This window comes from Kribbella sp. NBC_00359 (assembly GCF_036097425.1).
GTDB lineage: Bacteria > Actinomycetota > Actinomycetes > Propionibacteriales > Kribbellaceae > Kribbella.
Genome location: NZ_CP107975.1, coordinates 1,345,293 through 1,358,498, shown reverse-complemented (window position 1 = coordinate 1,358,498; position 13,206 = coordinate 1,345,293). Strand labels below are relative to the sequence as shown.

Here is a 13,206-nt window from a genome sequence, read left to right as displayed (position 1 = left end):
TAATCGGCGAGGGCCAACAAAAAGGTCGAGCGGCCTTCGAGGGGATTTAGTGATCGATGACTGACGACGAGCTGGTCGGGCGCGCCGGGCTGGTCGAGCGTGCGAACAAGCAGCTCGAGACCAGCGGCAGTGTGCTGCTCTACGGCCCGACCGGGATCGGCAAGTCGGCCCTCGGCCGCGCCCTCGTCGCGGACCGGGCCCGGGCCGGCTGCCGGATTCTCAGCGCCGCGCCGTCCCAGTCCGAAGCCGGCCTCCCGTACGTCACCCTCCTCGACCTCCTCTCCAACCAGCTCGAGCTCGCCTGGCAGGTGCTGCCCGACCACCTCCGCCAGCCGCTCGAGGTCGCCCTGCTCAAGGCCAGTGCGCCCGACACCGTCCGTGACGAGCTGGCTGTGCGCCTCGCCGTACTGCATGTCCTCCGCCGCCTGGCCGCGGGCGGACCGGTCCTGCTCGTCGTGGACGACATCCAGTGGGTGGATCCGTCGAGCCTGGAAGTGCTGACGTTCTGTGCCCGGCGACTGTCCGAGGGCGTGCACATGCTCGCCACTGAGCAGGTGGCCGACGGCGACCTCCCGATGATGGCCGAGGCCTGCCCTGAGCCGGTCCTCCAGCTGGAGGTCCCACCGCTCACCGAGCCTGACGTGCTCGGCCTGCTCCGGCAGCGCCTGTCCAGCCCGCTCCCGGTGCGTACGGCGCGGCGCATCTTCACCGCGAGTGCCGGCAACCCGTTCATGGCGCTCGAGCTCGGACGCGCCGTACTGCGTCATCCGGAAGGCGTCTCGCCCAACGACCCGCTGCCGGTGTCGAGCCGGCTCAAGACTCTCCTCGGTGACCGTCTGTCCGACCTCAGCACCGCCACGCATGAGCTCCTCCTGCACGCGGCGTCGTCGCCACGCCCGACCACGACCCAGCTCGCGCAGTCCTTGGGCCGGCCGATCGACACCGAGCTCGCGGAGGCGGAGGCGCTCGGACTGATCGACGTCTCCTCCGAGCGGTTGCGGTTCTCCCACCCGCTGCTCCGGGAGTTCGTGTACGCCGAAGCCACGTCAGCAGCCCGTCGTCAGGCCCACGCCCAGCTGGCGGCCGTGGTCGACGAGCCGGTGGAGAACGCGACCCACCGCGCGCTCGCCACCCAGGAGGCCGACCCGGAACTCGCCGCCACGATCGAAGAGGCCGCGACGGTCGCAGCCGGCCGAGGTGCGCCCGGCGCTGCCGCGACGCTGTGGCGCCTGGCGGCGGAGCGTACGCCGAGCACGCTGCCGGACGAGCGGGCCCGACGACTGACCCGGGCCGCTGACGACGCCGCGGCCGCCGGTCATCTCGCGGAGTCGGCCGACATGGCGCGGCTCGCCGTACAGGCGGCGACCACACCGGAGAACAAGGTGCTCGCGCTGTTGCTGCTGGCGGACGCGGCCTGGCCCGACCGGGACCGTCGCGTCGAACTGCTCGACGAGGCCTTCCAGGCGTCGCTCGGCGACCAGCGGCTCGAGGCGCGGGTGCGGATCATGCGCAGCCACAGCGAGTACTTCGATCGCCGGCTCGACGAGGCGCAGGAGGACGCGCGCGTCGCTGAGGCTCTGGCCCGCGCGTCCGATGACACCGAGGCGCTGGTGGACGCGCTGAGCGCCGCGAGTTCGGTGCAGATCGCGCGCGACGCCGAGCAGACCGCGGACGCGTTGCTGCAGCAGGCCGCCGAGCTGGCCGGTGAGCTGCCGCTGACCAAGACCGTGGTGAACGCGCGGCAGATGGCCGCGATGCGTGAACTGTTCCGCGGCCGCACGGACGAGGCGATCGCCGCGATCACCGCACTGGTCGACGAGGTCCGCGACAACGGCGCGATGCGGTGGCTGGCGTCCGTCCTGATCTCCGCGACCGCGATCTACGAGCGCAGCGGGCGCGGTGCGGACGCGTTGGCCGCCGGGCACGAGTGCTACCAGTTGATGCAGGACATCGGCGAAGAGGCCGAGGTCGGCATGATCATCGCGAGCCGCGCCGAGTGGGCCGGTGGTGCGGCGGCGATGGGCCGGCAGCTGGCGGAGGCGGCGCTCGAGGGTGTCCGACTGGTCGGGAACGACGAATGGACCGGCCCGGCGCTGGCCAGCCTCGGGCTGATCGCCGTACTGACCGGGGATCCGCAGCGTGCGGTGGAGTCGTTCGACGCGATCGCGGAGTCGGGGGAGGCGGCGATGCCGTTCGACCCGGCGGTGATCCCGTGGCACGCGGACTACGCGGAGGCGCTCGTCGCGGCCGGCCGGCTGGAGGACGCCGCCGCGTTGATCGCCGACATCCGGACCCGCGCGGACAACCTGGACCGCGCGGTCGTGCGGGTGGGGTTGGCCCGGTCCGAGGCGCTGCTGATCGCCAAGCAGGGCGATCCAGCCGCCGCCCTGGACCTGCTGGAGGAAACGATCAGTACGGCGGGCGACCGCGTCTACCCGCTGGACCTGGCCCGCTGTGAGCTCACCCGCGGGCGAGTCGCCCGGCAGGCCCGCCGCCGTTCGGTCGCGCGGACGGCGTTCCTGGACGCCATCGAGCAGTTCGAGGCGTACGGCGCTCCCGCCTGGCGCGAGGTCGCCGAGACCGAGCTCGCCCGTCTCGACGTACCGAGCCGCAGCCGGCAGCCGTCGGAGCTGACCGACAACGAGCAGCAGATCGTCGCGATGGTCCGCGACGGCTCCACGAACCGCGAGATCGCCGCCGCGCTGTACCTGTCGGTGAAGGCGGTCGAGTCCCAGCTCACCCGCCTCTACCGCCGCTTCGGTGTCGCCAACCGCACCCAGCTCCTCCGGATGGTCGACCGCCCCAACCCCTGAGTCCGCAGGGAAACCCTTGTGGTGACCCGGGAGTAGCTTGCGATGTCTTGCTGCTCGACGAGCCATGGACGAGGGTCGGTGGGGTGAGATCTCCGCTCCGGCGGGGCGACCGAGTGAGGCGCGGCCGCCCCGTTCTCACGCTCGGGGACAATGAGTGGGTGAAACTCGAACGCAAGCACGCACTGATCCTGCTCGGCATCGCGGTCTGGAACGTGGTCACGTACCTGCGCTTCATCAAGGCGCTGGCCGACACCGAGGGCCGTCCGACCGGGTACTACGTGGCCCACACGATCCTGATCGTCGTCAACCTGCTGATCGCCGCCCTGCTCGGCACCTGGGGTGTCCGGGCCTACAAGGCGGCACGGGTCAACGCTTCACAAAACTCGACGGTGTGACCCCGAGCATCTTCCGGAAGTGCCGGTTCAGGTGGGACTGGTCGTAGAAGCCGGCCAGCGCGGCGACCTCGGCGGCCGGACAGCCGTCGAGCAGGAATCGCCGGGCCAGATCGACGCGCCGCCCGGTCAGATACCGATGCGGCGGCATCCCGAACTCGCGGCTGAACGCCCGGACCAGATGGGCCGGGTGCGCGTGCACCAACTTGGCCGCGTCGTCCAGCGTGATCCCGGCCGGCACGTTGGCATCCAGTACGTCGCGCAGCCGTGAGGCGACCGTGGGATCACTCCGATCCGGCGGATCGAGCACGTTCCGGCGGAGGTGCTGGGTCAGGCGTTCCTCGATCAGCGTCAGCCGGCTCTGCGCCTCCATGTCCTCCTTGCCGTCGAGCAGTACGCCGTGCAACTGATGAATCCGGTGCCTGAGCAGCGGATCGACGTACTCGGGCTGGTCGACGGCCGCGCCGATCAGGTTGTCGCCGAGCCGATCGGGCTCGAGGTACAGCACCCGTTTGCGGAACCCCTCCGGCCGGACCGACCGCCCGTCGTGCGGCACATGCGGCGGTAACAGTGAGACCTGCGCCTGCGCCAAGCCGTGCTCGCGGTGGTCCAGGTCGTAGCGGACGACACCCTCGTCGACGATCAGCACGGTCCACGCGTCGTGGGTGTGGCTCGGGTACGCATGCGACGGGAAATGCGCGTGCAGGACCTCGACGACCCCGCTCAGCCCGGGCCGCCACGCCCGGACCTCAGCGCCGCCGCTCATACCCAAGAACATACGCTTGCGTCCCGTGAAGGTTTACCTGAGCGCGGACATGGAAGGCATCACCGGACTCGTCGACGCGGAGGACGTCCAGCCGCCCGGCCGGGACTACGAACGCGGCCGCGTGCTGATGACCGAGGACGTGAACGCCGCCGTCCGGGGAGCGTACGACGCCGGCGCGACGGCCGTCCTGGTGAACGACGCCCACGGCCCGATGCGCAACATCCTCCCGGACCTGCTCGACCCGCGCGCGACGCTGATCAAGGGCCGGCCGAAGCCGATGGGCATGATCGAGGGCCTGACCGGCGAGTACGACGCCGTCCTCTGCGTCGGCTTCCACGCCCGCGCCGGCGTCCTCGGCGTACTGAGCCACAGCTTCATGGGCCACGAGATCGAGGACATCTGGCTGGACGACGACCCCACCGGCGAGATCGGCCTCCTCCACGCCGCCTCGTCCGCGTACGGCGTACCCGTCGCCCTCCTCACCGGCGACGACACCGCGTGCGCCGAGATGAAGGCGTGGGACCCAGCGGTCGCCACCGTCCCGGTCAAGTTCGCCAAGGATCGCTTCGCCGCCCAGTTGGTCCCTATCGCCGAAGCCCGTGCCGCGATCGAAGGCACCACCAGCGAAGCGCTCCGCAACCTCCCCGGCATCACCACCGACTCGACCACGACCCGTCACCTGGCGGTCCGCTGGCAATCGGCCTCCGTCGCCTCCCACCTGACCGCCATCCCCGGCGTCACCCGCCGCGACGACCGCACGGTCGCCGTCGAGGGCGACATGCTCCACCTCTACCGCCTCTTCAACCTCTTCCTCCGCGTGGCGACCGCCGTCACCTCGAACCCGCCGTACTGCTGAAACTCCGCAAGGCTGAGAGCAGCAGGTCTGGGCTCTCCAACTGTGGGAGGTGGCCGGTCTGCGGGAGCACCTCGAAGTCGGCGCCCGGGATGGCGTCCGCGTACGCCTGCCCGTAGCCGGGGTCGGCGATCCGGTCGCTGTCACCCCAGATCACCAGCGCCGGCTGCGTGATCGCGGCCAGCCGGCCGCGCAGGGCCGGATCCACCATCTCGCCGGCATAGACGGCGAGCGCGGCGCGGTTGGCCGCCAGTTGCTCCTGGGCCGCCGGTGGCAGCGCCGCCGGATCGATCCGGAAGCCGTCGGGGTTGTAGTAGCTGAGCTCGGCGATCTCCGGGAACGTCAGGGCGAAGAAGTCCACCACCGGATGGTCCGGTACGACGATGCCGACCGGATCCACCAGCACCACGGACCCGACCCGTGGTGACCCGAGCAGTGCCAGCTCGGCCGCGATCCACCCGCCGATCGAGTTGCCGATCACCGTCACGTCGTCGAGCGCGAGCTCGTCGAGCAGTTCGGCGTACACCTTCGCGAGTCCGGAGATGGTCGTCAGCTCGTCCGGCCTGGGCGTCCCGCCGAACCCTGGGTGAGTGGGTACGACGACGTGCGCCGGGAGCTCCGCGGCGAGCCGGGCGCCGAACTCGCTGACCGTCTGCGGCCCGCCTCCGCCGTGGAGCAGAAGGACTGGCCGGCCGGTGCCGTACTGGACGATCGAAGGTGTCATATAAGGAACCTTAGATCAGGAAGCTTATATAAGCAATGGTAGGGTGCGGGGGTGGAACCTTCCGTACAGGACGTCGGGATCGCGGTGAAGCGGCTGCAGTGGCGGCATCACACCGAGGCGAGCAAAGGTCTGGCCGAGCTCGGTGTCTCGCTGCCCCAGTGGGACGTGCTCCGCCGGCTGCACGAACGTCCCGATGCCTCGCTGCACGAGCTCGCCCAGCTGACCTTCCAGACCGATCAGTCGATGGGTTCGCTGGCCGCCCGGATGGTGGCGCGCGGCCTGCTCGAGCGCCTGGAGGGATCCGGCCGGGCGGTCCGGCATCGGCTCACCCCGGACGGTGAGCGGATCCGCAAGGCGGGTGACCGGATCCTCGACACCGTCCTGACCGCTTCGGTCGGCGGATTGTCGCCTGCAGAGCGGGTTACGCTGCTCAAGCTCCTGCGGAAGGCGTCCGGGTGAGCGACATTGGTCAAGAACGTACAAGCCGACCGGTGGGGTGCCGGGCCAGGCTGGTGTTATGACTGACGAAGCTGAGTCGATCCGGTTCGACACGAAGATCGCGGTGCTGCTGCGTGACGACCTGGCGGTGTGGCAGCGCCTCAACGTCGCCGCGTTCCTGGTGAGTGGGATCGCCGGGACTCGTCCCGAGGTGGTCGGGGAGCCTTACGAGGACGCCGACGGGACCCGGTATCTGCCCATGTTCCGGCAGCCGGTGATGGTGTTCGAGGGCAGCAAGGAGTTCATGGCGACGGCGCATCAGCGGGCGCTCCAGCGGGAGATCGAGCACTCGGTCTTCACCCAGGACTTGTTTGCTACCGGCAACGACCGCGACAACCGCGCCGCCGTGAAGGCAGTGTCCACCAGTGAGCTCGACCTGGTCGGGATCGCCGTCTACGGCCCGAAGAACGCCGTCGACAAGGTCCTCAAGGGCGCCACCAAACACCCCTGAGCTAGCTGTACTGACCAGGGAGGTTGGTTAGGCGGGTGATGGGTGGGAGTTGGCCGATTGCGGTGTGGGGTCGGTGGTGGTTGTAGTGGTGGAGCCAGGCGGGTAGTGCGTCGCGGCGGGTTTGTTCGGTGGGGTAGAGCTGTTTGAAGGCCCAGCCGTCGGCGAGGGTGCGGTGGAATCTCTCGATTTTGCCGTTGGTCTGGGGCCGGTATGGGCGGGTCTTCTTGGGTGTGATGCCGAGGGCTAGGCAGGTGTCGCGCCACAGGTGGGAGCGGTAGGCCGAGCCGTTGTCGGACAAGACCCGCTCGGTGGTGACGCCGCGGTCGGCGAACCAGGCGACGGCGTTACGCAGTACGGCGGTCGCGGTGGTGGCGGTTTCGTCGTCGTGGATTTCTGCGTAGGCGACGCGGGAGTGGTCGTCGAGGACGGTGTGGACGAACGCGGTGCCGATCTTGTTGTTGTAGTAGGCGTTGCGGGGCTTGCCACCGGTGGCGACCCGGTTCTTGTTGCCCTGGGCGCGGCCGAGGTAGCGCCAGCCGCCGCCGTCGGGGATGTTGCCGAGTTTCTTCACATCGACGTGGAGCAGGGCGCCGGGGTATGGGTGTTCGTAGCGGCGGATCGGCTCGCCGGAGTACCGGTCGAGGTGGGACAGCCGGTGCAGCCGGCACCGGGTCAGGACGGCGTGCACGGTCGAGGACGCCAGGCCGAGTCGATCGGCGAGTTGGACCGGCCCGAGCCGGTGACGGCGGCGCAGGCTGACGATCCGGCGGACCAGGTGTGGCGGGGTCCGGTTGGGTTGGTGGTGGGGCCGAGACGAGCGGTCACCCATGCCGGCCGGGCCGAGGTGACGGTACCTGCCGGCCCAGCGTTTCGCGGTCGGCCACGACACCTGGAACAACTCCGCGGCCCGCGCGATCGGCCAGCCGTCGTCCACCACCAGACGCGCCAGCCGTAAACGCGCGCGAGGAGTCAAGGCAGCGTTAGCGTGGGACACGAAGACCTCCTGAGTGCTGGAACTGGTTCCTAGACAGCTCCACTCCACGCCGGGAGGTCTTCACCCTTCAACAACACTCACCGCGTGTCGTCACACTTTCTCAACCAACGTGCCTGGTCAGTACAGCTAGCGGGGTACGACGTACTCCCAGGTGGTGCCGCCGTCCGTGCTGAGGGCGAGGCGGGTCGTGTGGCGCTTGGAGACCTCGGGGCCGTAGAGGAGGTGGGCGTCGCCGGCCAGGTGGGCGAGCACGCCGGGGGATCCGCGGTCGGGGCGCGCCAGGCCGTCGCTGATCCGGTACAGGTGCGGTGTCGGGTCGCCGAAGCGGCCGCCGAGCACCATGGCAGTGCCGTCGTTCAAGACGACGGGGCCGGCGTTCAGGCTCCACGGAGTGTTCCGCACCGTCGTCCAGTGGGCGCCCCGATCGGTCGAGATCCGCATCGTCGAGACCGTCTCGGACAGACTGCCGATGGTGACCGCGGTCGCCACGAGGGTCTTGCCGTCCGGGCTGACCGCGAGCCGCCCGCGCTGGTTCTTCGCGTCCAGTGGCGCCGAGCCCCAGGTCGCGCCGCCGTCGTCGGTCCAGACGATGTCCGTCCGGCCGATCCCGGTCAGCGCCCAGCACCGTCCGCCGGTGTCGCAGACCGGCGACCTCGTCGCCGCGGTCTCCAGCATCCGGACGGTCGAGTCCTCGACGTTCACCACGACGATCCGGCCGGGCACGATCCGATCGGTGAGGATCTCGCCGCTGCGGAAGGTCCGGGTGGGCAGGACGTACTGCAGTCTCGACGTCACCGGACCGTCGTACGTCAACCGGAACAGCAAGGTCGCGTCCCCGGTCAGGGTGCCCTCCGCGGGCGGGGCGACCGCGATCGCCTCGTCCCCGGTCCGCAGCGTCGCGTACGGCACCGGCCACTCCGGCGCGGTGGCCTTCACGCCGTCGCGGTCGAGCACCGCCGAGTAGCGGCACTGCGGACCCGTTGCGCACTCGGCCCAGCCGGCCGCCCAGCGGTTCCGCGTCACCATCGCGACCGACCGCAGCTGTGCCGTCCCCGCGGTCACCACGGAGGTCCCGTCCTTCACCGCGGCCGCGGGCAGGATGGCGATCGGCGGATCACTGGGCCCGCTCCGGCCGGTGATCCAGACGCCAGCCGCGAGGACGACGGACATCGTGGCCGCCACGACGCCGACGATGAGCAACGGCGGCCAGCGCCGAGGTACGCCGAGGCGCTCCAACCGCTCGATCAAGCGAGGGTAGGAGCGGTCGAAGTACTCGCGCAGACGCAGCAAATGTCACCCCCGGGGTAGCGATCAGCCTCCGACCCTTCGACGTCGCGGGGCCAGAGGCTGGTTGCGCAGTGAAGTCTAGTGTCCCGTCACACCCGTCGGAAAATGAGCGCTCGCTTCACTTCCTGGATGGCCTTGGTGACCTCGATGCCGCGGGGGCAGGCGTCGGTGCAGTTGAAGGTGGTCCGGCAGCGCCAGACGCCCTCCTTGTCGTTCAGGATCTCCAGCCGCTGCTCGGTGCCCTCGTCACGGCTGTCGAAGATGAACCGGTGCGCGCCGACGATCGCCTGCGGGCCGAAGTACTGGCCGTCGGACCAGAACACCGGGCAGGACGTCGTACAGGCGGCGCACAGGATGCACTTGGTGGTGTCGTCGAAGCGGTCCCGGTCGGCCTGCGACTGGATCCGCTCCCGGGTCGGCTCGTGGCCGCTGGTGACCAGGAACGGCATCACCGCGCGGTATGCGTCGAAGAACGGCTCCATGTCGACGACCAGGTCCTTGAGCACCGGCAGGCCCTTGATCGGCTCGACGGTGATCTCCTTGTCCGGGTTCAGGTCCTTGATCAGCGTCTTGCAGGCCAGCCGGTTGCGGCCGTTGATCCGCATCGCGTCCGAGCCGCAGACACCGTGCCCGCAGGACCGCCGGAAGGTCAGCGTGCCGTCCTGCTCCCACTTGATCTTGTGCAGCGCGTCCAGCACGCGGTCGGTCGGCTGCAGGGTGACGGCGTACGTCTTCCACTCGGCCTCGTCGACGACCTCCGGGTTGTAGCGGAGGATCTTGACCTTGACGTCCATCAGTACTTCCGCTCCATCGGCTTGTAACGGGTCTGGACGACCGGCTTGTAGTCGAGCCGGATGTTCTCGTTGCCCTCGCCATCGATCTCGCGGTACGCCATCGTGTGCCGCATGAAGTTCACGTCGTCGCGGGTCGCGTAGTCCTCCCGGAAGTGACCGCCGCGGGACTCCTTGCGGGCCAGCGCGGACACCACCAGCACCTCGGCCAGGTCGAGCAGGAAGCCGAGCTCGACCGCCTCCAGCAGGTCGGTGTTGAACCGCTTGCCCTTGTCCTGGACGCCGACCTGGGTGAACCGCAGCTTGAGCGCCTCGATGTCGACCAGCGCCTGCTTCAGCGAGCCCTCGGTCCGGTACACCTGGGCGTTCAGGTCCATCGTCGCCTGCAGGTCGGCCCGGATCGCCGCGATCCGCTCGCCCCCGGTGGAGTTGCGCAGTCCCTCGACCAGGTCGACGACGTACGCCGACGGGTCGTCCGGCAGTTCCTCGAAGACCGCGGTCCCGGCGTACTCGGCGGCCGCGATCCCGGCCCGCCGGCCGAACACGTTGATGTCGAGCAGCGAGTTCGTGCCCAGGCGGTTCGCTCCGTGCACGGACACGCAGGCGACCTCACCCGCGGCGTACAGGCCGGGGATCACGGTGTCGTTGTCGGCCAGCGCCTCGCCCTTGATGTTGGTCGGGATGCCGCCCATCGCGTAGTGCGCGGTCGGGAACACCGGGATCTGCTCGGTGTACGGCTCCACGCCCAGGTAGGTCCGCGCGAACTCGGTGATGTCCGGCAGCTTCGCGTCGATGTGCGCCGGCTCCAGGTGGGTCAGGTCGAGCATCACGTACGCGCCGTCCGGACCGCAGCCGCGGCCCTCGCGGACCTCGTTCGCCATCGCGCGGGCGACCATGTCCCGCGGAGCCAGGTCCTTCACGGTCGGGGCGTACCGCTCCATGAACCGCTCGTTGTCCTTGTTCCGCAGAATGCCGCCCTCACCACGCGCGGCCTCGGACAGCAGTACGCCGAGACCCGCCAGGCCGGTCGGGTGGAACTGGAAGAACTCCATGTCCTCCAGCGGCAGGCCCTTGCGCCAGACGATGCCCATCCCGTCGCCGGTCAGCGTGTGCGCGTTGGACGTGGTCCGGAACACCTTGCCGAACCCGCCGGACGCGAAGATGACCGACTTGGCCGAGAACACGTGCAGCTCGCCGGTGGCCAGCTCGTACGCGACCACGCCGCTGGCCTTGCCGTCGGTCATCAGCAGGTCGAGGACGTAGTACTCGTTGAAGAACTCGACGTTCTGCTTGATGCACTGCTGGTACAGCGTCTGCAGGATCATGTGGCCGGTGCGGTCCGCCGCGAAGCAGGAACGCCGTACGACGGCCTCGCCGTGGTTGCGGGTGTGGCCGCCGAAGAACCGCTGGTCGATCTTGCCCTCGGCGGTCCGGTTGAACGGCAGGCCCATCTTCTCCAGGTCGAGGACCGCGTCGACGGCCTCGCGGCACATCACCTCGGCCGCGTCCTGGTCGACCAGGAAGTCACCACCCTTGACCGTGTCGAAGGTGTGCCACTCCCAGTTGTCCTCCTCGACGTTGGCCAGCGCGGCGCACATGCCGCCCTGGGCCGCGCCGGTGTGCGACCGGGTCGGGTAGAGCTTCGTCAGTACTGCGGTGCGCGTCCGCTTGCTCGACTCGAGGGCGGCGCGCATGCCGGCGCCACCTGCTCCGACGATGATGACGTCGTACTGATGCTGCTGCATGACTTCCTTACTTACAGACAGACAATGTGGAGTTGGGGTCCAGGCACGGGTCGAACGTGAAGATCACCAGCGTGCCGAGGACGACGATCACGAGCGCCGCCGTGATCAGCAGGGCCTTGAGCCAGAATCGGGTCTGGTCCTTCTCGGCGTAGTCGTTGATGATCGTGCGCAGGCCGTTGCTGCCGTGCAGCATCGCCAGCCACAGCATCAGCAGGTCCCAGACCTGCCAGAGCGGGTTGGCCCACTTGCCGGCCACGAAGCCGAAGTCCAGCGCGGTGATCCCGCCGCCGAGCATCAGGTTCACGAACAGGTGGCCGAGCACCAGGATCACGAGGGCGAGCCCGGACAGCCGCATGAACAGCCAGCTGTACAGCTCGAAGTTGGTCTGGCCGGACCGGTTCCGGCCGCCGCCCTTCAGCGAACGGCTGCGGGTGCTGGATCGAGGGGCCGCGATGCCCGAGCTGTCAGACATCTCAGCCTCCGAACACGTGGGTCAGATGCCGGATGACGAACGGCACGAACAGCACCACCCAGATCACCCCGACGCCGATCATCAGCTGCCGCTGGTAGCGCGGGCCCTTGGCCCAGAAGTCCACCAGGATCAACCGGATGCCGTTGAACGCGTGGAACAGGATCGCCGCCACCAGCCCGACCTCGAGGAGGCCGACGATCGGGTTCTTGTAGGTGCCGATGACCTCGTTGTAGGCCTCCGGGGAGACCCGCACCAGCGCGGTGTCCAGCACGTGCACCAGCAGGAAGAAGAAGATCCCCACGCCGGTGATCCGGTGCGCGACCCATGACCACATACCCTCCCGGCCGCGGTAGAGCGTGCCGGCTGGTTTGCTGGGCACCAGATCCTCCTCCTCGCAAACACCAGGTCGTCTTGATGCTAGACCCGCTCCTTGAGGTGAAATGTCCTGACAGATGTGACATCGATCGCGATGTGTGTGATGTCGGTCGCGTCGGTGCGTGACTGAGGGGAGAACTACGGTGAGTTTCTGGATCTGTGCGACCTGTGCGGTCGAGCACTCCGAGCAGGTCGAGGTCTGCGCGATCTGCGCCGACGAGCGGCAGTGGGTGCCGGCCGACGGCCAGCACTGGACCACGCTCGAGGAGCTGGCCGCGGCCGGTACCGAGGTCACCATCGAGGAGGTGGAGCCGGACCTGTACGGCGTCCGGTCGAAGCCGCCGGTCGGGATCGGCCAGCAGTCGATGCTGGTGCGGACCGCCGAGGGCAACCTGCTCTGGGACCCGATCGGGTACGTCGACGACGACGCCGTACGCCGGGTCCGCGAGCTCGGCGACGTGGTCGCGATCGTCGCCAGCCACCCGCACATGTACGGCGTCCAGGTCGAGTGGAGCCACCGGCTCGGCGATGTGCCGGTCTACGTGTCCGAGGCGGATGCCGGGTGGGTGGCCCGGCAGGACCCGGTGATCCGGACCTGGTCGGGCAAGCTCACCCCGCTGCCCGGTGTGACCCTGATCCAGCCGGGTGGGCACTTCCCGGGCAGCGCGGTGGTGCACTGGGCGAACGGTGCCAACGGCAAAGGTGTGATCCTGTCCGGCGACACCATCTTCGCCAACCCCGACCGCACCTCGGTCAGCTTCATGCGCAGCTACCCGAACCGCATCCCCCTGTCCGGCGCGGTCGTCGACCGGGTCGCGAAGTCACTCGACCCGTTCGCCTACGACCGCCTCTACAACAACTTCGGCTCGGTGATCCCGGTCGACGCCAAGGCCGTCGTCCGCCGCTCCGCCGACCGCCACGCCGCCTGGGTCCGCGGCGACTACGACCACCTGACCTGATCCTGTGCAGGAGGACAGGACGTATACGCCCACTGGGCCGGCAGGCACGCTCAGGATGCGCTGCCGAAGGGCCCGAGTGGGCGTAT

At 69.3% G+C, this 13,206-nt stretch carries 14 protein-coding genes; 6 read left to right on the top strand and 8 right to left on the bottom strand.

Annotation, left to right across the window (positions count from 1 at the left end; genetic code table 11):
* Positions 1-56: 56 nt before the first annotated feature.
* Positions 57-2,813 carry an AAA family ATPase gene (locus OG876_RS06525; RefSeq protein WP_328523863.1) on the top strand — a complete coding sequence of 919 codons (2,757 nt, stop codon included), beginning with the start codon at positions 57-59 and terminating at the stop codon, positions 2,811-2,813.
* 158 nt (positions 2,814-2,971) lie between these two features.
* Positions 2,972-3,208 carry an SCO4848 family membrane protein gene (locus tag OG876_RS06520; protein WP_328523862.1) on the top strand — a complete coding sequence of 79 codons (237 nt, stop codon included), beginning with the start codon at positions 2,972-2,974 and terminating at the stop codon, positions 3,206-3,208.
* Here OG876_RS06520 and OG876_RS06515 read toward each other — a convergent pair.
* Positions 3,180-3,971: a helix-turn-helix transcriptional regulator gene (locus tag OG876_RS06515; protein ID WP_328523861.1), complete on the bottom strand. Its 792-nt coding sequence runs from the start codon at positions 3,969-3,971 to the stop codon at positions 3,180-3,182. The genes OG876_RS06520 and OG876_RS06515 overlap by 29 nt on opposite strands.
* A gap of 25 nt (positions 3,972-3,996) precedes the next feature.
* On the opposite strand from OG876_RS06515, the gene OG876_RS06510 reads away from it, so the two are divergent.
* Entirely contained in the window at positions 3,997-4,827 is an 831-nt protein-coding gene (locus tag OG876_RS06510; protein ID WP_328523860.1) for a M55 family metallopeptidase, read from the top strand.
* Here OG876_RS06510 and OG876_RS06505 read toward each other — a convergent pair.
* Positions 4,802-5,548, bottom strand: coding sequence for an alpha/beta fold hydrolase (locus OG876_RS06505; protein ID WP_328523859.1), 747 nt, complete (start codon positions 5,546-5,548; stop codon positions 4,802-4,804). The genes OG876_RS06510 and OG876_RS06505 overlap by 26 nt on opposite strands.
* A 51-nt stretch (positions 5,549-5,599) precedes the next feature.
* Here OG876_RS06505 and OG876_RS06500 point away from each other — a divergent pair, with 51 nt between their 5' ends.
* Both OG876_RS06500 and OG876_RS06495 read left to right on the top strand, forming a co-directional pair.
* Positions 5,600-6,007: a MarR family winged helix-turn-helix transcriptional regulator gene (locus OG876_RS06500; protein ID WP_328523858.1), complete on the top strand. Its 408-nt coding sequence runs from the start codon at positions 5,600-5,602 to the stop codon at positions 6,005-6,007.
* A 58-nt stretch (positions 6,008-6,065) separates the two neighbouring features.
* A complete protein-coding gene (locus tag OG876_RS06495) occupies positions 6,066-6,497 on the top strand; it encodes a DUF2000 domain-containing protein (RefSeq protein WP_328523857.1) in 432 nt (143 codons plus the stop codon).
* Position 6,498: 1 nt separating this feature from the next.
* Here the strand turns inward: OG876_RS06495 and OG876_RS06490 are convergent, their stop codons facing one another.
* The 6 genes from OG876_RS06490 to sdhC form a co-directional block, all read right to left on the bottom strand.
* A complete protein-coding gene (locus OG876_RS06490; protein ID WP_328523856.1) occupies positions 6,499-7,491 on the bottom strand; it encodes an IS481 family transposase in 993 nt (330 codons plus the stop codon).
* Between the two features lie 126 nt (positions 7,492-7,617).
* Positions 7,618-8,781 (bottom strand): sialidase family protein, encoded by a 1,164-nt coding sequence (locus OG876_RS06485; RefSeq protein WP_328523855.1) that lies wholly within the window; start codon positions 8,779-8,781, stop codon positions 7,618-7,620.
* 86 nt (positions 8,782-8,867) lie between these two features.
* Positions 8,868-9,572 carry a succinate dehydrogenase iron-sulfur subunit gene (locus tag OG876_RS06480; RefSeq protein ID WP_328523854.1) on the bottom strand — a complete coding sequence of 235 codons (705 nt, stop codon included), beginning with the start codon at positions 9,570-9,572 and terminating at the stop codon, positions 8,868-8,870.
* A complete protein-coding gene (gene sdhA / locus OG876_RS06475; RefSeq protein ID WP_328523853.1) occupies positions 9,572-11,314 on the bottom strand; it encodes a succinate dehydrogenase flavoprotein subunit in 1,743 nt (580 codons plus the stop codon). Before sdhA ends, OG876_RS06480 begins: the two co-directional genes overlap by 1 nt.
* A gap of 7 nt (positions 11,315-11,321) precedes the next feature.
* A complete protein-coding gene (locus tag OG876_RS06470) occupies positions 11,322-11,786 on the bottom strand; it encodes a succinate dehydrogenase hydrophobic membrane anchor subunit (RefSeq protein ID WP_328523852.1) in 465 nt (154 codons plus the stop codon).
* 1 nt (position 11,787) lies between these two features.
* Positions 11,788-12,165: a succinate dehydrogenase, cytochrome b556 subunit gene (gene sdhC, locus OG876_RS06465; protein ID WP_131352855.1), complete on the bottom strand. Its 378-nt coding sequence runs from the start codon at positions 12,163-12,165 to the stop codon at positions 11,788-11,790.
* Between the two features lie 139 nt (positions 12,166-12,304).
* On the opposite strand from sdhC, the gene OG876_RS06460 reads away from it, so the two are divergent.
* Complete coding sequence (locus OG876_RS06460; RefSeq protein ID WP_328523851.1) at positions 12,305-13,120, top strand: hydrolase; 816 nt, start codon at positions 12,305-12,307, stop codon at positions 13,118-13,120.
* Positions 13,121-13,206 lie beyond the last annotated feature (86 nt).

Bases quoted from the DNA above. Each gene is read 5' to 3' on its own strand.
- OG876_RS06480 (WP_328523854.1), bottom strand. From the start codon at position 9,572: ATGGACGTCAAGGTCAAGATCCTCCGCTACAACCCGGAGGTCGTCGAC.
- OG876_RS06505 (WP_328523859.1), bottom strand. From the start codon at position 5,548: ATGACACCTTCGATCGTCCAGTACGGCACCGGCCGGCCAGTCCTTCTG.
- OG876_RS06515 (WP_328523861.1), bottom strand. From the start codon at position 3,971: ATGAGCGGCGGCGCTGAGGTCCGGGCGTGGCGGCCCGGGCTGAGCGGG.
- OG876_RS06495 (WP_328523857.1), top strand. From the start codon at position 6,066: ATGACTGACGAAGCTGAGTCGATCCGGTTCGACACGAAGATCGCGGTG.
- OG876_RS06470 (WP_328523852.1), bottom strand. From the start codon at position 11,786: ATGTCTGACAGCTCGGGCATCGCGGCCCCTCGATCCAGCACCCGCAGC.
- OG876_RS06525 (WP_328523863.1), top strand. From the start codon at position 57: ATGACTGACGACGAGCTGGTCGGGCGCGCCGGGCTGGTCGAGCGTGCG.
- sdhA (WP_328523853.1), bottom strand. From the start codon at position 11,314: ATGCAGCAGCATCAGTACGACGTCATCATCGTCGGAGCAGGTGGCGCC.